Source organism: Pelosinus baikalensis (genome assembly GCF_020819555.1).
GTDB lineage: Bacteria > Bacillota > Negativicutes > DSM-13327 > DSM-13327 > Pelosinus > Pelosinus baikalensis.
In genome coordinates, this window is record NZ_JAJHJB010000036.1 from 17318 (window position 1) to 39932 (window position 22615).

The 22615-nt window shown below is 41.0% G+C and carries 18 protein-coding genes and 1 pseudogene; 1 reads left to right on the top strand and 18 read right to left on the bottom strand.

The window, feature by feature from the left end; translation table 11 throughout:
• Positions 1-97: 97 nt before the first annotated feature.
• The 4 genes from LMF89_RS19660 to LMF89_RS19675 all read right to left on the bottom strand — a co-directional run bounded on the left by LMF89_RS19660 (position 98) and on the right by LMF89_RS19675 (position 6222).
• Positions 98-1495, bottom strand: a complete 1398-nt coding sequence (locus LMF89_RS19660; protein WP_229536557.1) for an alanine/glycine:cation symporter family protein — start codon at positions 1493-1495, stop codon at positions 98-100.
• 311 nt (positions 1496-1806) lie between these two features.
• Positions 1807-2703 (bottom strand): dihydrodipicolinate synthase family protein, encoded by an 897-nt coding sequence (locus tag LMF89_RS19665; RefSeq protein WP_229536558.1) that lies wholly within the window; start codon positions 2701-2703, stop codon positions 1807-1809.
• 75 nt (positions 2704-2778) lie between these two features.
• Positions 2779-4122, bottom strand: a complete 1344-nt coding sequence (locus LMF89_RS19670) for a gluconate:H+ symporter (RefSeq protein WP_229536559.1) — start codon at positions 4120-4122, stop codon at positions 2779-2781.
• 114 nt (positions 4123-4236) lie between these two features.
• A complete protein-coding gene (locus tag LMF89_RS19675; RefSeq protein WP_229536560.1) occupies positions 4237-6222 on the bottom strand; it encodes a YjhG/YagF family D-xylonate dehydratase in 1986 nt (661 codons plus the stop codon).
• A 337-nt stretch (positions 6223-6559) separates the two neighbouring features.
• Here LMF89_RS19675 and LMF89_RS19680 point away from each other — a divergent pair, with 337 nt between their 5' ends.
• On the top strand, positions 6560-7309 hold the full coding sequence (locus tag LMF89_RS19680) for an IclR family transcriptional regulator (RefSeq protein WP_229536561.1): 750 nt from the start codon (positions 6560-6562) through the stop codon (positions 7307-7309).
• Positions 7310-7521: 212 nt separating this feature from the next.
• On the opposite strand, the pseudogene LMF89_RS19685 reads toward LMF89_RS19680, so the two are convergent.
• The 14 genes and pseudogenes from LMF89_RS19685 to bioF all read right to left on the bottom strand — a co-directional run bounded on the left by LMF89_RS19685 (position 7522) and on the right by bioF (position 22611).
• Positions 7522-8870: pseudogene (locus tag LMF89_RS19685) on the bottom strand (IS3 family transposase).
• Between the two features lie 192 nt (positions 8871-9062).
• Positions 9063-10142, bottom strand: a complete 1080-nt coding sequence (locus LMF89_RS19690) for a copper amine oxidase (RefSeq protein WP_229536562.1) — start codon at positions 10140-10142, stop codon at positions 9063-9065.
• A gap of 127 nt (positions 10143-10269) precedes the next feature.
• Positions 10270-11553, bottom strand: a complete 1284-nt coding sequence (locus tag LMF89_RS19695; protein WP_229536563.1) for an ammonia-forming cytochrome c nitrite reductase subunit c552 — start codon at positions 11551-11553, stop codon at positions 10270-10272.
• A complete protein-coding gene (locus LMF89_RS19700; RefSeq protein WP_229536564.1) occupies positions 11546-12019 on the bottom strand; it encodes a cytochrome c3 family protein in 474 nt (157 codons plus the stop codon). The genes LMF89_RS19695 and LMF89_RS19700 overlap by 8 nt, the downstream gene beginning before the upstream one ends.
• 27 nt (positions 12020-12046) lie before the next feature.
• Positions 12047-12874, bottom strand: a complete 828-nt coding sequence (ccsB, locus tag LMF89_RS19705) for a c-type cytochrome biogenesis protein CcsB (RefSeq protein WP_229536565.1) — start codon at positions 12872-12874, stop codon at positions 12047-12049.
• Between the two features lie 6 nt (positions 12875-12880).
• Complete coding sequence (locus LMF89_RS19710) at positions 12881-13870, bottom strand: cytochrome c biogenesis ResB family protein (RefSeq protein WP_229536566.1); 990 nt, start codon at positions 13868-13870, stop codon at positions 12881-12883.
• 98 nt (positions 13871-13968) lie between these two features.
• Positions 13969-14721, bottom strand: a complete 753-nt coding sequence (locus LMF89_RS19715; RefSeq protein ID WP_229536567.1) for a polysaccharide deacetylase family protein — start codon at positions 14719-14721, stop codon at positions 13969-13971.
• Positions 14714-15652, bottom strand: a complete 939-nt coding sequence (gene whiA / locus LMF89_RS19720; protein WP_007959275.1) for a DNA-binding protein WhiA — start codon at positions 15650-15652, stop codon at positions 14714-14716. Before whiA ends, LMF89_RS19715 begins: the two co-directional genes overlap by 8 nt.
• A gap of 45 nt (positions 15653-15697) precedes the next feature.
• Positions 15698-17062 carry a gluconeogenesis morphogenetic factor MgfK gene (gene mgfK, locus LMF89_RS19725; protein ID WP_007959274.1) on the bottom strand — a complete coding sequence of 455 codons (1365 nt, stop codon included), beginning with the start codon at positions 17060-17062 and terminating at the stop codon, positions 15698-15700.
• 76 nt (positions 17063-17138) lie between these two features.
• The gene (rapZ, locus tag LMF89_RS19730) at positions 17139-18029 is read right to left on the bottom strand and encodes an RNase adapter RapZ (protein ID WP_007959270.1); all 891 of its coding nucleotides are present in this window, start codon (positions 18027-18029) and stop codon (positions 17139-17141) included.
• 19 nt (positions 18030-18048) lie between these two features.
• Positions 18049-18780 (bottom strand): phosphatase, encoded by a 732-nt coding sequence (locus tag LMF89_RS19735; RefSeq protein ID WP_229536568.1) that lies wholly within the window; start codon positions 18778-18780, stop codon positions 18049-18051.
• A 293-nt stretch (positions 18781-19073) separates the two neighbouring features.
• A complete protein-coding gene (gene bioA / locus LMF89_RS19740; protein WP_229536569.1) occupies positions 19074-20459 on the bottom strand; it encodes an adenosylmethionine--8-amino-7-oxononanoate transaminase in 1386 nt (461 codons plus the stop codon).
• Positions 20456-21196 carry a dethiobiotin synthase gene (gene bioD / locus LMF89_RS19745; protein WP_229536570.1) on the bottom strand — a complete coding sequence of 247 codons (741 nt, stop codon included), beginning with the start codon at positions 21194-21196 and terminating at the stop codon, positions 20456-20458. Before bioD ends, bioA begins: the two co-directional genes overlap by 4 nt.
• A 248-nt stretch (positions 21197-21444) precedes the next feature.
• Complete coding sequence (bioF, locus tag LMF89_RS19750) at positions 21445-22611, bottom strand: 8-amino-7-oxononanoate synthase (protein ID WP_229536571.1); 1167 nt, start codon at positions 22609-22611, stop codon at positions 21445-21447.
• Between the last annotated feature and the right edge of the window lie 4 nt (positions 22612-22615).

Sequence of the window (22615 nt, forward strand, 5' to 3'; positions counted from 1 at the left end):
TTTTTCATAAATTACGCACAACCGATACTGATCTTTACTCGACTATCACAGATAGCTACATATACGCCTTGAAGTATAAATTGCTTCATTAATTAAGTTATGATTTCTTTTTCCAGCATTCAGCTCCCACTAAACCTTCAATGTTATCGCTATAAAACACTGGATCTTTGCCAGCATTTTTTTGCTTGGTATAATCCTGCAAAGCTGCAAAAGCATATTTACCAAGGATTCCAATAACAATGATATTCATAAGTGCCATTAAAGCCATAAAGAGATCCGCTAAATCCCAAACAAAACTTATCTTTGCCATGGAACCAAACAACACCATGCTAACAACCATTATGCGATATACAAATATCCAAGTAGAATTGGTTTTTATAAATTCAATATTAGTTTGTCCATAATAATAATTTCCAATAATAGAGCTAAATGCAAACAAAAATACAATCAAAGCGATAAAACCTTTTGCCCATATACCAATATGTTCGCTAAGAGCTGTTTGCAACAAAGCAACTCCAGTTAACCCCTGATCCATAGCTCCGGATAATAAAATGATAAATGCTGTTGCACTACATACCATTAACGTATCAACAAATACCCCAAAAGCCTGAACTAATCCTTGTTTTACAGGGTGAGAAACGTCTGCCGTTGAAGCAGCATTTGGTACACTTCCCATACCTGCTTCATTAGAGAATAAACCTCTTTTAATACCCGTCAACATAGCAGCGCCAATCCCGCCACCCGCTACAGCTTTTACACCAAAAGCACTTCCTAAAATGAGACTAAATACCTTAGGTAGTGAGGATAAATTGGTAAGCATAATATATAATGCTAAAATAATATATCCACCAGCCATAATAGGAACCAACCATTCTGTAATTTTGGCTAATCGTTTGAGTCCGCCGAAGATAATAATCGCCGTTAAAACCGCTAGTACCAGACCAACTACAAAGTTTTGAATTCCAAAGGCTTCATTAAGCGCAGCAGCAATTGTATTTGCCTGAACCGAATTAAATACGAGACCAAAACTAATTGTAATCAATATCGCAAATATCATGCCTAACCAGCGCATATGGAGAGCCTTTTCCATATAATAGGCCGGGCCACCACGAAAACCGTTTTTATCTTTTACTTTATATATTTGGCCAAGTGTACTTTCCACAAACCCTGTAGCAGATCCCATCAATGCAATTAACCACATCCAAAAAATTGCACCTGGTCCACCAACTGCAATGGCAATAGCAACACCTGCAAGATTACCTGTACCAACCCTCGATGCCGTACTAATACAAAAAGCCTGAAAAGATGAAATACTATTACTAGACTCATTATTTCCTCTTGCCACAATGAGACGTAACATTTCCCTCGCAAAACGAATTTGAACAAACTTTGTTCTAAGTGTAAAATATATCCCTATTACAATTAACAAGAAAATAATCACATAAGACCACAAAATATCATTACCTATTCCAACAATTTTTTCTATAAACTCCATGTACTACTCCTTCACTTACTTTATACTACAAAGCAACGTTAATTGGGCAACGCAGCTTTTCCTATATGAGATTATAATATATACTTAAAACATTGTACAGTATGTTTTAGAGATAAACGAGAAGGTAGCTCGTAAAATGGGGAAACATTATCGACGGTTAATACCATTTTGGGATGCAAAACAAAAAAAGAAGCAGAAAAAATCGTAAATCGATTTTTTCTACTTCTTTTTTTTACATTCAAGTAGCTAATTTTCTGGAACGATTAATGAATTATGTATCCGCTTTGTATCATTTAAAATACACTACTATCCTATTTATTACGCCATAACTGATCCGCAAAACCAGACAAAGAAGCTCTTGTATCTTCAGTCAGCGCAGTCAATGGTGCTTTGCAGTTTTCCTGCATACCTGTGCCTAACTCCGCCATAGCCCATTTCATCACAGGATTAAATGGTGTATAGACTTCATAAAAACGCATTCTTTCATCAATCAATCGTTGTGCCTTTACAATTTGACTCAAATCTTCCTTGCGAAGAGATTCTATAACCTCAGCACATAGAGACGGATATACATTAGATAACGCACCAATACAACCGTCGCCACCGGAAATAACCGTTGGAATGCAATTATTATCATATCCAGTATAAATAATGAAATTCGGATACTTAGATTTTACGAGTTGAATATACTTTTGAGTATGTCGAAGCACGGCATGCGTATCTTTCATGCCCTCTAGATGGCCATGCTTAGCTAGTAGGCGCAAAAAGGTGTCCACTGTTACATCATAACCAGTACGGTCTTCGTAATTATAGATATAAAGTGGTCCTTTTACATCTGTTAAAAGATTATCATAATAGTTAAATACATCCTCTTGGTTGCAAGCACTATAATATGGACCTACTACAAGTACTGACGTTGCACCTGCCTTTAAAGCCAAATTTGACAAATCCACAGTTTCTTTGTATACCATACGTCCTGTACCTGCCATCACAATTGCTCGCTTACCAATATATGATATCGCATCCAAGATAAATTCCTTAATCTCTTCATACGTAAAAGCATAGAACTCTCCCGAACTGCCTCCAACCAAAATTCCATCTATTCCTGCATCAATCAATTTGTCGTACAGCTTATGCATCGTTTCATAATCTACCATACCATCGGCATTGATCGATGTCAAAATCGGACTAATATATTTACAATTCATTTCAAAATCCTCCTATATCCTACAATTAAATATCTACTTTGTTGGTTACCCTTAAAATATCTATTCGGATAGTCACTATTTAATTATTGCATCTAACGCCAAAATAAATATCAGCCCTACAACGGAAGTAATTGTCGATAACAATGTCCAGGTAGCAAACGTTTCTTTCAAAGTTAAGCCGAAATATTCCTTAACCATCCAAAATCCAGCATCATTAACATGTGATGCAATGGCACTGCCGCAACCTGTTGCAAGGGTGACCAATGCCAAATTAGCATCATATTGTGCTAACATCGGAATAACTAAACCAGCAGTGGATATCGCCGCAACAGTTGCTGAGCCTAAAGAAACACGCAATATCGCTGCAACAATCCATGCTAAAAGAATTGGAGACATAGATGTCCCAGCAAATATAGCTGCTATATACTTGCCGACACCACCATTAATAAGCACTTGCTTAAAAGCTCCACCGCCACCAATAATCAATAACATCATACCGATAGAGGCTGCTGCTGACGAACAGGATCTAGTAATTTCTTTTATAGAGATATTTCTGTTAATTCCCATAGTATACACTGCAATCACTAAAGAAATTAGCATTGCTACGGATGGATCGCCAACAAAAGCAATGACTTTAAACACAACATTTGTACCAGCGTTGCCGAATACCATTTTTACGCCAGTAGCGATCAACATTAGAATAACCGGAAACATGGCTGTTAATAAACTAATATTAAAACTTGGCGTGTTATCGAGATTAAATACTTTTTGATCGCCCAAAGAATCAATACTTCCCCTCTTTCCAAATGCCGAAGGAACTATCTTTTTTGCGAGTCGAGTAAAGATTGGACCCGCTATAAAAACGGTGGGGATAGCCACAATAATACCATATAACAAAACTGTCCCAATATCAGCTCCATACTCCCCAGCGATTACCGTAGGACCTGGATGTGGTGGAAGAAAACTATGTGTGGCCAATAATGCTGCCAGCATTGGGATACCCAAAGATAATAATGATACCTTCATTTCTCTTGCAATCGAGAAAACAATAGGAATCAACAATACTAACCCGACTTCAAAAAACATTGCGATTCCAACAATAAATGAGGAAACTACAACGGCCCACTCTATTTTAGTCTCTCCAAATTTATTAATTAAGGTCATTGCAATTCGTTGCGCACCGCCAGCATCAGCCACTAGTCGGCCTAACATTGCACCCAAACCAAATATGAGCGCAATATGCCCTAACGTTCCGCCAATACCAGCTTCTATCGTGGAAACAACTTTTTCCATAGGAATACCCAGTGTAAGTGCTACACAAAATGATACGATCAGGAGTGCAACAAATGTATTTAATTTAAATTTAGAAATTAAAGCAATTAATAGAATTACGCCTATTGCTACAATTAATAATGGCATGGATATACCTCCTAAATTATACCAGATTTATTATCTACTCGGAATCAGAAAATATAATATTTTCTTGATTCCAAGTAATAACAACTAAGGTTTCTGCCGGCGTCTGAGTACTTTTCAGAAGCCAAGTCTTTTCTTATCTGCTAAAACTTTTTTTCCAGCTTCAATAACCTCGATGATTTTATCCACATCATAGACACAGCCTTTCCATATTCCACCACTAATGGACTGAAGTTCCGCCCACAATTTAGTATCATCAGGCAAATCTAGATCTGGCTGCACTCCTGGATGTATCTCTCGTTTTTTCAATACTTCAGCGGCATCATTATAGGAAAGCCGATTTTCTTCTGTTCCGATGAAATTAAGTGAGCCTTCAAACTGATTTCCATCAACAATAATCTCTATCAAATCCCCATCTCGCAATTTACCCAGTGGCCCGCCAACCAATGCTTCAGGTCCTACATGTCCAAAGCAAGCCCCTGTAGAAACACCAGAAAATCTAGCATCCGTAATCAGAGAAACATGTTTGCCAAAAGGTAATTTTTTCAATGCTGAAGTCAACTGGTAAGTTTCCTCCATACCGGTTCCCTTCGGACCTCCACCCATAACAATCATAATATCGCCAGCTTGTATTTTTTTATCTTTTATTGCCTTAATTGCTGACTTTTCGGATGTAAATACTTTCGCCTTGCCAGTGTGTCTGAATACGCCATCTTCATCAATCACCGTTGGGTCAATGGCTGCAGATTTAACAACAGATCCCTCCGGCGCAATGTTTCCAACAGGAAATGTTACAGTAGATCTTAATCCCCTCTCTCTAGCTTTGGCAGGATTCATAATTACATCGTCAGGATTTACTCCATCTAATGCTTCTAAACGTTCCCTACACTTTTTACGTCTTTCAGATCTTTCCCACCAATCCAAGTTAGCTCCTAACGTATCACCTGTAACTGTCATAACATCTTCATGCAGCAAACCAAGTTCTCTTAAGCGAAGCATAACCTCTGGAACTCCACCGGCTAAAAAGACGCTTACCGTTGGATAGTTAACCGGACCAACTGGCATAACACTTACTAAACGAGGAACCCTTTTATTAACGGCGGCCCAATCATTTACTGTAGGCACTTTGCAATTTGCTGCAAAAGCAATCGCTGGCAAATGAAGAAGTAAATTTGTCGATCCACCAAATGCCGCATGTAGAACCATTGCATTTTCAATTGCCTTATCAGTAATAATATCGCTTGTTTTAATACCTTTTTCCTTCAATTCCATCACAGCTCTTGCAGACTGTCTTGCAATTTCTTCCCAAATAGGCTGCCCTGAAGGCGCTAAAGCCGAATGTGTAATTGCGAGTCCCAGTGACTCCGCTATTACTTGGGAGGTCCCTGCCGTTCCAAAAAATTGACACCCACCACCGGCAGATGCACAAGCTCTGCAACCCACTCTTGCCGCTTCATCAAAAGAAATTTCATCACTAGCAAATCGAACACCAATTGTCTGAACCGTTCCAGCATCTTCACCTTTTATAGGTTGAAGCGTTGCACCTCCTGGCACAAGAACAGTCGGCAAATCATGCATCGATGCCAATGCCATCATCATCGCTGGCAATCCCTTATCACAAGTAGCAATACCCATTACCGCTTTTCTTGTTGGAAGAGACCGCGCCAATCGTCTAAACACTATTGCAGCATCATTGCGATAAGGCAATGAGTCAAACATACCAGTAGTTCCTTGGCTTCTCCCGTCACAAGGATCCGTAACATATGCCGCATACGGTATGGCACCCTGGTTTGCCAATTCATCTGCGGCCGCACGCATCTGCAAGCCTAATTCGTAGTGGCCTGTATGTAACCCCACAGCTACAGTGCTGCCGTCTTCACCACGAATTCCCCCTTGAGTACTTAAAATAAGTACATCATCATCATTAAGTCTTTCTGGATTCCAACCCATACCAGCATTTAGAGTCATTCCAAAAATATGTCCACTTGGCGATTCTCTTAAGAACTCTTCACTAAAAGGCAACTTTCCCTTTGGCCCCTCAGCATGAGTGTAAATGTTATATAAAGATACATCTTTTACATCATAAATTGATTTCATTGACATAAACAGTTCCCTCCTTACAATTTCATTACATTCAAAGACTACGATCTACATGATGGGATTTCGTTCTCTGTTACCCACTCCTTTTATACATAAATTTCAAATCGAATCACAGTAATCATGCGCATGTTAATAATTCTTATATACGAATCAATTTTGTCTATAAGAATTATTAATTAGATAATAACACACTTATGCCATTATTCGCAATAGTGTTTCAACTTTTCATTACCCCTGATTATGTTTAGCGAGCAAATCACAATTGATATTTAGGTAGACAAATTTTTTAAAAATCAATAAAATGGTAATGACGCAAAATTTATTTATATAAGGAGTATTTATGTCTCATAAACCTACAGAACGAGTATTAAATATATTAAATCTTTTATCTGTTAATGCAGATGGATTAACTCTTACAGAAATATCTAAAGCTATCTCGGTTCCTAAGAGCACGCTTTTCCCTATCTTACAAACGATGACTGATATGAATTACATCCAACTCGGTAAGGATTCTTTTCGTTATAAACTAGGCATTTCCACTTTTTGTATTGGATCTTCTTATTCTCAAGATGAATACATGCTTGAATTCGCTAAGTCCATAATGAAAAATGTCGTTACTGAAATTAAAGAAATCTGCCAAATGGGAGTTTTAGAAGGAAACAATGTTTTATACGTCTTAAAAGAGGAACCCGAAGTAGGCTTGGATATTCGTATTATCTCTCGTGTCGGAAAACGACTTCCCGCATATTGCACCGCATTAGGAAAAGCTTTAATAAGCAACTATGACATTGAAGAAGTAAAAAAATTATATCCAAAGGGCTTAATTCCTTATACAGAAAATACAATTACGGATTTCGATATTTTAAATAATCAATTATTAACAATTAGAAAAGAACATATTGCTAAAGAATACGAAGAAATTACCAAGGGGCTATGTTGCTATGCTGTGCCTTTGGAGTCCAACGGCAATGTAATTGCCGCCCTAAGCGTTAGCGTTCCTAATTTTCGAGCGACTAAAGAAAAATTAAATTTAATAACCGAATTGTTATTAGATGCCCGCAGACAGTTCGGTAATGTTAATTTCAAGTAAAAAAGAATCTATAAAACGAATTTTTCGTTTTATAGATTCTTTTACAATACTACAAATATGAGTACCACTGATATCCCTACAAGCCTTACCGCGGATAATATCGTTTTTTGTTTCGCGCGCTTCACTTACTCAACAGACTGAAGTCTAAAATAAAGTCAATCCCAAAAGACCATCCTAGCTGAATTGACCCCAAAAAGTTAGACAAAATTAATTTAAGCAGATTTTAGGGAATGAGTTCTGTACTTAACAGGACTCATTCCTTTTAAATTGACCTTAATACGGCGGTTGTTATAGTAATCCATATAATCGTGTAACTCTTGAATAAACTGCTCTATAGAATCAAATTTTTGAAGATAAAACAACTCGGTTTTCAGTAATCCAAAGAAGTTTTCCATTACAGCATTATCTAAGCAATTGCCTTTACGTGACATACTCTGACGGATTCCCTTTTTTGTTAAAGACCGTTGGTATGCCTTCATCTGATATTGCCAGCCTTGATCCGAATGCAAAATGAGATTAGTATGATCCGGTATCTTCTCAAATGCTTGATCTAGCATGTTTGAGACTTGTGAATATCTCGGACTCTTAGAGATCGCGTAGCTAATGACTTCATCGTTATATAAATCCAATATAGGTGATAAATAGATCTTCTGACCAAGCAGGGAAAACTCCGTGATATCGGTTACCCATTTCCTATTCGGCCTACTCGCATTAAAGTTTCTACAAAGCAGATTCGGCGATATCTTACCGATCTCGCCTTTGTAAGAACGATATTTTTTGAGCCTTACAGCGCAACATAATCCTAACTCCTTCATCAATCGCTGCACCGTTTTATGATTAATGCCGTAGCCTCGGTTATGTAGCTCCATTGTTATTCTGCGATAACCGTAACGACCTTTATTTTCATGAAAGATAGTGTGAATCTGATCCTGTATTTCAGCATATTTATTGGGCTTAGCCATGGCTTTTATATAATAGTAGTAGGTACTACGGGCGATTGTGGCTATTTTGACGAGATCAATGACTTTAAATTTATGCCTTAGCTCATAGATTACTTGCGCTTTGTATTTCTCTCTAACTTTTCCTGTTCTTGAACTAAGGCATTCAATTTTTTTAGGTACTCAACCTCCATTCTTAACTGCTGGTTTTCAGCGATTAAGTCTTCTTCCTTTTGTTTCGAAAGCTTTGGAGAGCGCTCTGTTTTTATACGGACACCCTGCCCCCTTCGCTCAACATAAAGCCCTTGCGCACCTTTTTCAAGATAAATTCTTTCCCATTTGCCAACTATGGTATGATTGCCAAGATTATATTTTGCAGCCGTTTATCGCATGGATAAGCCATTTTCACGCATATCCTCGACAACAGCTTGCTTAAATTCCCCGGAATAACTTATTCGCTTCTTTTCTATACCAGCAAATCCATGTGCTTGATAGGCTGCTACCCACTTTTGCACATCGGCTTTGTTAACTCCATACATAGACGAGGCTTTCGTTGTAGTACATCCATCATTCAAAACAGCTTCTACAGTTTTGAGCTTAAATTCACTGCTGTAGTTTGTCATGAAAAAACACCCCTCTCGTTAGATTACTATTTTACCATAGTGTCTAACTTTTGGGGTGCTGTTCAAGCTGGATGGTCTTTTGGGATAATGACATGCATTTTTGTGGGACAAGGAACCTGTCCCCTCGTCCCACAAGATAAACCCCCTCCAAGAACTGCTGAATGCTCAACGAATCTTGGAGGGGGTTCATCATTATTTTACTTTTTCAGGCTCAAGTATTAATTTAATGGGTAAATTTGAAGCTCCTGGGGGGCTGAATGTCATCCATAGGGACTTGCCGCTTTCATAGGTGCCAAGATAAGCACTTTCACTGATTTTATTAGAACCAAAAGACATGATATCGGCAGGGGTTGGGATCGTATGTACATCCTGATGACGATATTCTAAGCCTAGCCATCCTGCATATTCCCCTCCGCGAGGATTTAAATAGTAAGAGATTTCATCACCAGAAGTGGAAGGCAGGTATATTTTATATACAATACCATAATTTCCATAGTTTAACGTTGGCGTGCCATCCGTAGCATCAATACCTCTGACGTATTGATCAAGGTGATTGTCCGCCAGAGTAACAGCAACGCTACCACTTTTCATGCCATCATAAGTATGTTTACCAACAATCAATCGATCTTTGCCTTCAAAAGTTCCTCGTAAACGATGCTCACCAGGATCAGCAGGCAATACTTTTGCCTTTGCTGCAAATTCTGCAATATCAGCGTCTAAAGGCATCATCATTACCCTTACGATAACAGGATGATCAATTTTTAAGTCATACATGCCATTTACCAGCATATTGGGTTCTACAATACTGTGATCCAGAGACGAAATCAAACTTCTTGATTCTTTGCAGGGAACTTCTATAAGATACAGATTACCACCTTCTAAATATTCCTGCTGTACCTCTTTACCAACTTGCAAATAATCAAGACTTGGACCACCTAATCCATGCTGTACTACCGTGATATGAGCTGTATCTTTTCCATAATTCTCTAATAATACCACTATCTTCTTAGGTACCTCTGTTGCATTCACATGATGAAAGAACAGACGAATGTCACCACTTACTGTATCTTGATACATAATTCCGTCATTAGACACCATCTCAGGACTATCAGATAGTACTAATTTTCCACCATAAGGTGATACGACAACCGGCCATTCCGGCAAGGTCAAACCATCTAATTTAACAGTCGAATAGGTATCAACTGCTAATGCTGTACTATGTAACGTTACAAACATAATCAGCGGCACTATGCCAAACTTAATCCAATTCAATATGCTACCCCCTTGTTAAGACATAGCATCATTATACCAATACCTTAATCTTATGTAAAATGACAAAATAAGACCCTTATGTCAGTTTTTGTAACATTTTATCATCTGACGGGTCTTATTGTGCATTTTACAGCTGATTTGCACCTACCGATTGATTTGCAGCATCGATTGCCCGATGAGATAAATCAATGGATTGCCCAAGAGTATGCAGTTCTTGCACAGAGTTGTGAAAACCCATACTGTTAGATGCCGCTACATAATCCCAGTACCATTGAGCTTGACGCAATAGTTCCCGTGCATTGGTTAGCTGCGTCTGATTGGCATTGGTGATATTTCCGGCTTTGGCTATGATCTCATGGGCCTTAGCTACGTTCAATCCAGCAGTATGCTGCAACTGCCAAACATTATCCTGGGTAGCTTTTACTTGATTATACAGTTGGTCTGTACCATCTCGATGACAAGGCATACAAGACGCATCCAAATTTTTTAAAGGGCTTGTCATCCAATGGGAACTATATTTCTGTCCATTCTCACGGATATAAGGCATATGGCAATCCGCGCAAGATACGCCGAATTTGGCATGGACACCATTTTGCCATTCTTCGAAATCAGCATGCTGAGCTTTTAATATGGGTGTTTTCGAATCTGGGTGTATAAAATCCTGCTGAAATCCATTGGGTTTTGCAGCATAATATTGATACATTTGCTGAGGTGTAGTCCCTTGATCCCAAGGAAATACGACCCGTGATGTACCTGGTTCAAAATAATATTCCGAATGACATTGTCCGCATACATAGCTGCGCATTTCTTCCCGGCTCGCCTTATTTACATCAATGCCTTGCCGTCCCATTGCTTCAATGAAGGCAGGATTAATGACCCTGAGATTCATAGTCTCTGGATCATGACAGTTGGCGCAGCTGACAGGGTGCTTGGATTTATCAAGCAGCTCGGTTAAAGGCTGATTGGCAAATCCCCAGCCCGATTCCTTATAAAATTGTTCCACATAGGGTGTTTTACAGGTAATGCATGCCCCTTTGCTAGTAGGTCCAATACGCTTGGATTCCTTAAGATCTTCTATGGCATACAGATGTCCTCTGTCTTCTGTATAATCCTTACTAAAGGGATTGCCTTTAAAATTAGTGTAAATTTCAGGCTGCATATCTGCTTTCTGTACTTTTACGCTTCCTCCATACCCCGTTGGTGAGACTGCCATCTCTAAATTTTTTTGGTAGCTGGCGTACTCCAAAGGATATGCTTTTCCCCAAACAGCCGGATCATATTCGCCAGCAGCTAAAGGTGATAATTTCATAGTTGACGGCGGTTTAACAGCCCATACGCGAACCACAATAACACCAAAGAAAACGATCATCATCCCTAAAAATACGGCTAAAAATTTCTGCGCCCTATTCAACGCTAACCCCTCCTGGACTCCTATTTTGACCATGAACGATACCACGATGACATTTTATGCAGCTTTGTCCACCTGCTGCCATGGCTGTGTTTTCCACAGTAGAAAAATGGCAGCGCAGACAATTTCCCTCCGTAATCCTCTTGCCTTTCGGCGTAAAATATAAGGTATCAGGATAGTCACGCAAAAATTCATGATATACATCCCGCATGCCGCTTTCTCCCTTTACGTACATCATGGAAAGAATATTGTCATGAGGAACATGGCAGTCACTGCAAGTTACGGTTTTATGATTTGATCCCTGCCACGTATAATATACATGATTCATAGAGTGGCAGCTGCCACAAAAATCTGGACCGCTGGAATACACAAACCCAGCACCGGACAATGCCATTCCCACCACCGCAACCACAATACCCAGCAAAATTAATTTAAGTGAACTACGCTCCAAGAATTTTCCTAAATCCAACCACCCCACTCCTTCCTATTTCAAACTTTACAAGGCATAACTATGCAAACCAGGCAATAATACATTCACGCCGATAAAAGTAAAGAGTACCGTAATGAAACCAATTACTGCCCAATTCATTGCCTTTTTACCCCGCCAGCCTAACGCCACACGACCATGAAGATACATCGCATAAATTAGCCACGTAATCAGTGACCATGTTTCTTTAGGATCCCACCGCCAGTACGATCCCCAGGCATACTCTGCCCAAACGGCTCCTGTTACAATGAGCAGGGTTAGAAAAGGGACAGCAAAGTGAATACATCGATTCACTAAGGTGTCTAATATGGCTAAGGACGGCAGCAGGCTTGTCACTGCTCCTTGTTCACCCGTTTCTTCCATACGCTGCCGCCACAAATACATAATTGCCAACGCGAAAGAAATCGCCAGTGCTCCATAGGCAATAACCGCTGTGATGACATGGATAAGCAACCAATTGCTTTTAAGAGCAGGCATGAGAGGACGAACCTCTTGATAAAAGCTGGAAAATATGCCTGTCAAAACAAAGGCTACCGGCAATACAAAGGCACCCAGAGAGTAATTCTTGTAACGATAAGCAATGTACAAATAGAAAAAAATCAGCCCCCAGACAAAAGCCATACCAAATTCATACATATTAGCGAAGGGGATGCGCCCAGCCTGCAAGGTACGGGAAGTCAGCGCTAATGTATTCACTACAAAGCCAATCACCGTCAAAGCAATCGCCCAGCGCCCAAACTTTTCCTTCAGCCAAATGAGATGTCCAATATTAAAGCAACTTGCTAAGAAGTAACTAACAAAAGCAGAATTAAAAAACTCTTTTTCCAAAGCACCCACATGATTTCACCTATCCTTTTTGATTACTCGCCAAAACTGTTTTTTATAGAGACTGGCAAAAAAGCCAAAGGCAAGCAGAAGAAACCCAAACCACACTAGGGGTATTCCAGGGTCCCGTTTAATGAGCAGCCCCGAAAAAGGCTGTGCCTCTATAAACTTCACCATTCCCATTTGGGGACCGATGAATCTGCTGCTGCCTAAAGGTGCCGCTCCCCAATCATATTCTCGCCCACCTTTATAGACAATGTACATAATTTGAGGAGTCAATCCCCCGACATACCGCACTGGCAGAATCATCATATCTCCCTCAAGCACCATCCCTCGTCCCTCACTCAAGCTGGCTTCCTGCAGCACCTTACCAGCAGCATCTAAATACTGGGTTTGTATTGCCATCCCAAAAGAAGATTGGTAAATGCTTACCCCTTGGTAGATCAAAGGATGATTGACTTTCACCTCTTGAGTAAATCCATTCTGTCCACTATGTTCAATACGAATGTGACTGATCCAATCTGAGACTGTTCCATCGGCATAATATTGGGTTTCAAAATTCTCTAGATGTAATGTAAACGGCTCACCAATACCCCTGTATTTTTCCTGATTCATTTCATAATCTTTCCCAACAGGAAGATTGATTTCCTCGCTAAATCCATAGACATTCCCATATAACGCTCCTAAAACAATGAGGACAATAGCCGTGTGCACTGCGAATGTCCCCCAAGGAGCCAAATGGCGCCATTTATTTGAAAGGCATAAAGCAGCAAGCTGCTTCATGCTGCAAATAAAAGTGCTGCCGCAAATCAAGGTTAACAATAAACGAAAGCCCATACTATGATAGATATCATATCTCTGAGGTGAAATGGCAGTCCCTATCATCGCTGCCCCAGCCAATAGCATAAGCAATGCCATTGCAACCTTCATAGACGTAACGATATGTAGTACCTGAAAAAACCTTTTTCTATATGTTGTCTGCTGGACGATTACATCCTGTTCGTTCATATTATCCTCCCACTTATCTTCCAGTTACCATGCTAGTATTCCATATTTGGTAAAAAAAATAAGTCAGAACCATAACAATTATGGTTCTGACTCATTTTTTATAATCCTAATTTACTGTACAAATGGGCTCTAAAGAGGCGCAAGCGAAACTCCCACAAGCCATATTTGGGCTGAGGCATATTAATACGCTTTAATGCATAGGAATCGGTATTTGCATCATTTAATCCAGCAAGGCCGGAGCAAGCACCTCGGTATCCCGTTTCTTTTAATATTTGTTGCGTACCTTTCGAAAACTGCCCATAGGGATAGGCAAAAAATTGAATGGGGGTACCAATCTGTCTTTCCAAAGCCACTTTTGATTCCGCCGCTTCCCGCTGCTGTTCTGCAGCATTAATTTCATTCATCCCCACATGGGACATGGTGTGGGAGCCAAGTTCCGTGTGCCTTTCCTGCATGCCAATTACCTGCTGCCAGGATAAATAGTCTGTTGTACCAATTAAGCTTGGTACAACAAAGACCGTGGCTGACATGCCGTACTGTTCCATAATCGGCAGTGCAGTCAGATAATTGTCTGCATATCCATCATCAAAGGTAATCACAATAGGCTTTTCAGGTAAGACTGTCTTTCCAGTAAAAGAATTAAATAAGTCTTCTAGAGAAATAGCATGGTATCCATTTTCCTTTAGGTATTTCATTTGTTCTTCAAACTGACCGGCAGTCACACTGTAAATCTCCTCATCCACTTCACCCACCTGATGGTAAGCTAAGATCGGTACAGCATTCGTGGGCCAAAACAGCCAGCCTAAAATCGCTACCATAACAAGGACACCAAATGCCAAAAATTTATTCATGTTCCAACTCCATAGCAATCTGTTCTATTTTTCGCAGCCGGTGGTTCATTCCCGATTTCCCTACCCTGCCATCCATAGCATCTACCAGTTCCTGCAAGGTAGCTTCTGGGTGGGCGAGTCGCAACTTAGCAACGATAAGTAGAGACGGGGGCAGTTTATCAAGCCCTTTTTGCCGGGCAATGAGTTCAATACATTTTACTTGGCGTACCGCTGCATTCACCGTTTTCTGAAGGTTAGCCGTTTCACAATTTACCAGCCGATTGACTTGATTACGCATGCCCTTTACTACGCGAACATTTTCAAAGGTCAAAAGAGCATTATGAGCACCAATCAGCCGCAGGAAATCAATAATGGCATCACCATCTTTTAAGTAAACAATATAATCATTTTTACGCTCTGTCATTCCAACAGGCAAGGAAAAAAACTTCATCAAACGTACGAGTGCTTTTGCAAAGTCTAAATTACCTGTAACCAATTCCAGATGATAATCCCCTTCTGGCTTGTTTACAGAGCCACCGCCTAAAAAAGCACCTCGTAAATAGGAACGGCGACAGCAGGATTTTCGCAAAATACCGCTATCACTGCTTACATTCAAATTTTCGCCCCGCATAATCCCTAAAGCTGCTAACAACTCTGTAACCACTGGTGATGGCACTACTTTGATCAAATAGGAATTGTTTTTCTTTAAACGACGACCACGGGTAACAACAACTTCTGTTTTTAAATGAAAGCCACTTTTAATCAAGGTGAGAGCTTTACGTGCTACAGCAGCATTCTCCGTAGTAAAATTAATCCCGAGATTACTATTGCCGCCAATTAACATGGTACCGCCCATACGAATCAGAGAGGCCAACTCTGCCATATTGCAGCACTCTTGCTCCTCTACGATCCGAGCCAATTCATTTCTTACTTCAGCAGAATAAGAAGCCAATCTACTTCACCCCCGTAAAGCTGCTTTGCCTTAACGCCGCAAAACTCAGCGCTCCGTTTTCTTAAGATCCTTGATACTTTCCGCAATTAAATAATAATCCAATAATCGCATACGCTCCGAGTTGGTCTTAAGCTTATAGATCATGGAAACAATGGTTCGAGACAATTTAAGAGGATCATGGCGCACTAAATTCGTCTCATTAATTACATCTGCCTGGGTCACTTTGATCCCCATTGCTTCCACTTTCTCTGCATCGTTTTTTACAGGATAGGCCCCTTGATCCGCATACTTTTGCTGCAATTCTTCTGCTACATTTTGATTATTGATCACAACATAATCAATAACTCCAGGACCTACATGGTCTAAAATCGCCTGCACATGCTCTGATGCGCTATAGCCATCTGTTTCTCCGGGCTGAGTCATTACATTGCAGATATAGATTTTGACAGCCTGGCTTTTTCGCAATGTTTCGGCCACTCCCCGCACCAACAGATTAGGAAGAATACTGGTATATAAGCTGCCAGGTCCTAAAATGATGGCGTCTGCATCTCGTATGGCTTCCAGAGAGCTTTCCACGGGCATGGTTTCTTCCGGCTGCAAATACACTCTTTCAATCCGTTTATTGACAAGAGGAATCTGCGACTCGCCTTCCACGATACTGCCATCCGTCATTTTAGCCCATAACCGTACTGTTTGGGTCGATGCCGGCAATACTCGACCCCGTACCGCCAAAACCTTACTGGATTCCTTTAAAGCCTGCTCTACATCTCCTAGTACTTCTGTCATCGCAGCGATGAATAAGTTGCCAAAATTGTGTCCCGCCAGTCCCCCTGTACCGCCAAATCGGTGCTGAAAAAGTTTTTCCATCAGTGGCTCGGTATCTGCTAATGCCACCAAACAGTTTCGCAAATCTCCTGGAGGAATCATGCCCAAATCCTGCCGTATTCGCCCAGAAGAACCGCCATCATCAGCAACCGTAACGATCGCTGTGATATTACTGGTTACACTCTTAATACCTCTTAACAGTACGGATAAGCCTGTTCCACCGCCAATAACCGTCACTGCTGGTCCCCGATTGAGTTTACGTTTCTGAAAAATGAGCTCGATCAATCGTTCAGACCCGTCGGGAATGAGTACACTGATCACCGAAGCAATAATCTGCTTGGTGGCCAGCGTCATCAAGACCAAGCCACCTGCAATAATAAAGATCCCCACAATGGTCGTAACCGCATAATAATACCTGCCCGTCGTCAGGTACACCATTCTGAAAATCGTCTCTTCAAAATTACCTACATATTTATAATTGAATACGATGGCAAGCCCCATACTGGCTATGATAACACCCATAGAAAATAATAACAGCCACCGTTTCACCTTAATGCCTGGGTACATCCACTTTAAAAAGTGCATATATATTACACCTCAATTTCTATCTCACCACTACTACTCGTCGCTTTTTCAGCAATGTATCTTCATCTATACTATGTTACCCCTCAACAGGTGCTTCTAAAACATTGTGCTTAATATCCCGATGATCTACATTTACTTTATAGCCTTTGTTCTTTAAACCTTCGTAGATTTTACCAGCGACAAATACAGAGCGATGCATGCCGCCAGTGCAACCAATAGCAATGATAAGCTGACTTTTTCCTTCTTTGATGTAATTAGGCACTAAAAAGTCTACAAAACCGGAAACCTGTTCCATAAACTGCTGTGTAATCGGCCATTTCCAAATATATTCGCCCACTTCCGCTACCGCTCCGCTTTTGCGGCGCAAAGACTCGACATAAAAAGGATTGGGCAAAAAGCGTACATCAAAAACCATATCTGCATCTAAAGGAATGCCATATTTAAATCCAAAAGAGACAACGGTAATATTCATACGCTGCTGTTCATGTTCACTGGTAAAGAGCCCAGTGATTTTTTCCCTGAGCTTGGCAGTGCTTAATTCCGATGTATCTATAATTTGCGTAGCTCGTCCTCTTACGTGGTCAATTTTTTCTCGTTCACGGCTAATCCCCTCTATAATACGGCCATGGGGTGCCATAGGGTGCCGACGCCTGGTTTCCTTATAACGCCGGATTAGGGTTTCATCAGAAGCTTCTAAGAAAAGCATTTCATAACGATAGCCCTGCTTTTCTAAATCTTCTAAAGCTTGTATCAGGGTATCAAAAAACTCTCGCCCACGAATATCCACTACTAAACCGACTTTATTGACCCGCCCTGCCGATTGGGTGCAAAGTTCGGCAAATTTAGGAATCAGCATAGGAGGCAAATTATCCACACAAAAATATCCCAGATCTTCCATGGTTCTCACCACCTGAGTCTTACCTGCACCTGACATGCCCGTGATAATCACCAAACGAACATCGTCCATATTCTACACCTCCAAGTCACTAATTCACGCTGCTTTTTCGATTGGAACGACGATTTAAATGACGCAGCACATTTTCAATCGATGTATTGATCACTAAATCAGGGGAAATTTTATATTTATCCAATATTTCAATGGCCTTACTGAAATCTCCTATGGCCAAGGCAAAATGACTATCCGTCCCCAGGATAATTTTCGCCCCATACTGTTTCGCCAAGGCAGCAATATTTTCACAATAAGGTCTACTGCCCACGCGAGATACCTTAAGAGAACTATTATTAATCTCTAAAGCTACATCATATTCTACAGCCGCTTTTACAATCGTCTCAGCATCCACCAAATATTCAGGGTTACCTGGATGAACAATCGCATCCACCCAAGAATTTTTCATGGCATTAACCATCATCTGTGTGTTTTCGGCCACAGAGCCGTTTGGGGAACAAACTGTATGCAAGCCAGCTAATACAATATCAAGGCTGGCGAGCCGGTCTTCTGCCAAATCTAAATTCCCCTCATGATCAATCACATTCGCCTCTACCCCTTTTAGAATACGAACACCAAATAATTCAGCTGGTACTGCTTTTAAATTGCCAAAGTGATAGGCATGAGGGCCTCCTGCCATATCTGGACCGTGATCCGTAATTGCAATCATTTCAAGACCTTTTTCTGCTGCTGCAGTCACATTTTCCAATATCGTACTATAGGCATGACCGCTTGCTACCGTATGAATATGTAAATCAGCGACAATTTTCATACTCTCGCCCTCCTTATTACCTATATTATCTTTCAATTATATGGCAAATCCGCTAAAAAAGCAAAAGAGCGCATCTAATTTATGCACTCTTTCTTTATTACTAGATTTTATAAATTTTGCAAGTGAAAAAAATATAAGAAATTATGAACCACAAAAACACAATGCCGCTGCGGCGGCACACAAAGGAGTACACGAAAAATATAAATAAGACCCTTTGTGTCCTTTGCGTCTTTGTGGTTCGAATTGTTTTATATATTTTAAAGGACGCATCAGCATTTTTTTTATGAAAACTCTTATATCATAACTGCAGCTACATCTCTGGCACCATATTGCAGCTGTTCATCTTCCGTAACTTCTTTTATGGACAGGTAAATGATATCCAGCATATGCTCAATTTCGGTGATTGTACTTGCCAAAGGCGGCATAAACACTACTACGCTGCCAATGGGGCGAATGATTAAACCATGTTCACGGGCCTTTTTGCAAACCTTAGCCCCAACCGCCATTTCCCAAGGAAAGGGAATCTTTTCTTGGGGATTTTCCACGAGCTCGATGCCAATAATCAAACCCCGCTGACGGATATCCCCTACATGTTTCAAAGTAAAGCCAGCTAGTTTATTGCGAGCTGCTTCTATTTTCCCTTGAAGATTCTCTAACACGTTCTCGTCTCGAAATATTTTTAAATTAGCCAGCCCCGCGGCACAGCATAACGGATTTCCTGTATAGGAATGTCCGTGGTAAAAAGTTCGCTGCTGTGCATAATCTCCTAAGAAGGTATTATAAATTTCATCTGTCATAAAAGTAGCTGCCAAGGGTAAATATCCCCCTGTGATACCTTTTGCTACCATCATAAAATCAGGGGACACCTCTTCATGATCACAAGCAAACATTTTGCCAGTACGTCCAAAACCTGTCGCGACTTCATCCACCAACAGCAATACATTATATTTCTTGGTTATCTCTCGCAGCCGCTTCAAATAGCCAGGGGGCTGAGTCAACATACCTGCTGCTGCCTGAACCAAAGGCTCCACAATAATGGCAGCAATTTCCTCATGTCCTTCTTCCAGGATTTTCTCAACTTCCTTGCTACAGGCCATACCGCACAGCTTTGCCCCTGAGGATAATTTGCAATGGTAGCAGCAGGGAGCTGGAGCCTGGATGGTTTCAAATAAGAGTGCCGAAAAAATGCGATGAAATAAATCAATACCTCCCACGCTAACAGTACCAACTGTATCACCATGATAAGCATTGGCTAAGGTAATAAACTTTTGTTTTTTAGGCTTACCTTTTAGCTGCCAATATTGAAATGCCATTTTAATCCCAATCTCTACAGCTGTAGAACCATCATCAGAGTAAAACAGCTTTTTTAACCCCTGGGGTACAACTGCCATTAATTCTTCGGCGAGCTGGGCTGCTGGCACATTCACCAAGCCTAACATGGTAGTATGAGCGACTTTCCCCAATTGCTCAATAATCGCCTGATCAATGACAGGATGACGATGCCCATGAAGATTGACCCATAAAGAAGATACACCATCATAATAGCTATTGCCCTGATCATCAATGAGCTTGATACCTTCCGCTGCTTCAATCACCATCTGAGGCTGTGCCACCCATTCCTGCATTTGCGTAAAAGGATGCCAGATAAATTCTTTATCCTTTTCTTCTATACTGCTCATAACTCTTTCCTCCCCCTTATCACTTCGATAATTGCATCCATCTGTAAATGTTCTTCCGCTAACTGTGCTAAACCTGCGGTTTTGCCCTTGGGCACACTGATCCCAGGAGCATAAGGGAACTTACCCAAAATAGGTAATCCCGTCATTTCTTTTATATACTCTTCATTAGAGGTTTCTAAAATACCCGCATGATCCTGCTTCCAGCCATTTATTATGATTCCTGCTATATCTAACCCACGGCTGCGTCCATATTCGACTGTCAATACCGTATGATTTATGGTTCCAAGGTTAGGCCTGACAACCACAATAACAGGCAGTGCTAATTCAGCCATCAAATCAGCCACTGTGTATTTCTTCCATAATGGAGCAACGATCCCTCCTACACCTTCTACAATAACGGGGTTATGAAGCTGAGTTAACTGCTGAAAGGAGGTAATAAAATCCTGTATATTGATTGTTACGCCACTAATGGCAGCTGCTACGGCAGGGGTTAGGGCAGGAGCCAAACATACAGGGTTCACCAATCGGCTTTCCTCTGAATCAATACCTGCTGCCTGCATCAAAAAAGCAGCATCTTCTGCCATAATGTTTCCCATTCGATCCGCTACGCCGCCGGAAGCCACCGGCTTCATAACGCCTACATCACAGCCCCGCCCTCTGAGCGCTGCGGCAATGGCTCCTGTAATCACAGTCTTTCCAACCTCTGTATCCGTTGCTGTAATAAATAAACCAGCCATACTATCACCTCGTCCTATTTTAAAATATAAATACCTATAAGCTGGAGAAAGCATAATGAACCACAGAGAAAAGATAGGATAAAAAACGAAATTGAACCACAAAGACGCAAAGGTCACAAAGGGGGTTATTTATAACTTATTTTTTGCGCACTCCTTTGTGTGCCGCGTCAGTGGCATTGTGACCTTTGTGGTTCGTAAAATCTTATATTTGCTCCTCACAACATAGTTCAGTCATTTGTTAACATCACTTATATTAGCTTTACCCTTCTACTCACTGCAATGATGCTTTCCACCGCTTGGGCTAATTCTTTCCTGTCATGGGCAGCGGATATTGTCAGGCGCAATCGACTGCTGCCATGGGGTACTGTCGGCGGGCGAATGGCTGATACGAGTAAGCCTTCTTCTTTTAATAACTCAACCATCTTTACCGCAAGGGCTGCTTCTCCTACCATAATCGGCAGTATAGGAGTCATATTTCCTTCCACAGGTATGCCAGCAAAAGTTAGTGCCTCTCGTACATATTGAGCATTCTGTAATACAGTCTCAACCAGCTCTGGGTGATTTTGCAACTCCATCAATGCCCCATGAGCGGCCCCTACTGTCGCTGGAGATAAAGCGGTAGAGAAAATAAAACTGCGAGCTTTATTCATCAAGTATGCAATTAGCGCTTGGCTGCCAGCTACATAACCACCTTCTGATGCCAGGGACTTGCTCAGTGTTCCCATTTGGATATCGACCCTTTCCTGCAGGCCAAAATGATCCACCGTACCGCAGCCCCCATGCCCCAAGACCCCTACTGCATGGGCATCATCCACCATAATCATAGCCTCATAGGTTTCTCCTAAGGCAACAATATCATCCAGAGGTGCAATATCACCATCCATACTGAATACCCCGTCAGTAACAATGAGACGCCGGCCTGAGCAAGGCGTATCTTTTAGTTTCTCTGCCAAATCATCCATATCCCCATGACGATATACCACCCTATGAGCTTTAGACAAGCAGCAGCCATCAATGATGCTGGCATGATTAAGTGCATCGCTAAAGATTACATCTCCCTTACCAGATAAAGCACTAATCACTCCTACATTGGCCATATAACCTGTATTAAAAACTACAGCAGCTTCCGTTTTCTTAAAGGCTGCCAGCCCTTGTTCTAACTTTTGATACAGAGGATGGCTCCCCGTTGTCAGCCTGGCTCCTCCTGATCCTGTGCCATACTGAGAAATAGCATCTATAGCTGCCTGCTGTATAGCAGAAGAATGGGTTAATCCTAAATAATTATTCGTCGATAATGATAAATAGCTTTTACCTTCCAGCTCTACGTGAACCGCATCTAAGAATCGATAGATCACTGGCTTTCGGTATAAATTCTGTTCCTGAACCTTTAAAAGATATGTTTTACAAAATTCCATATTG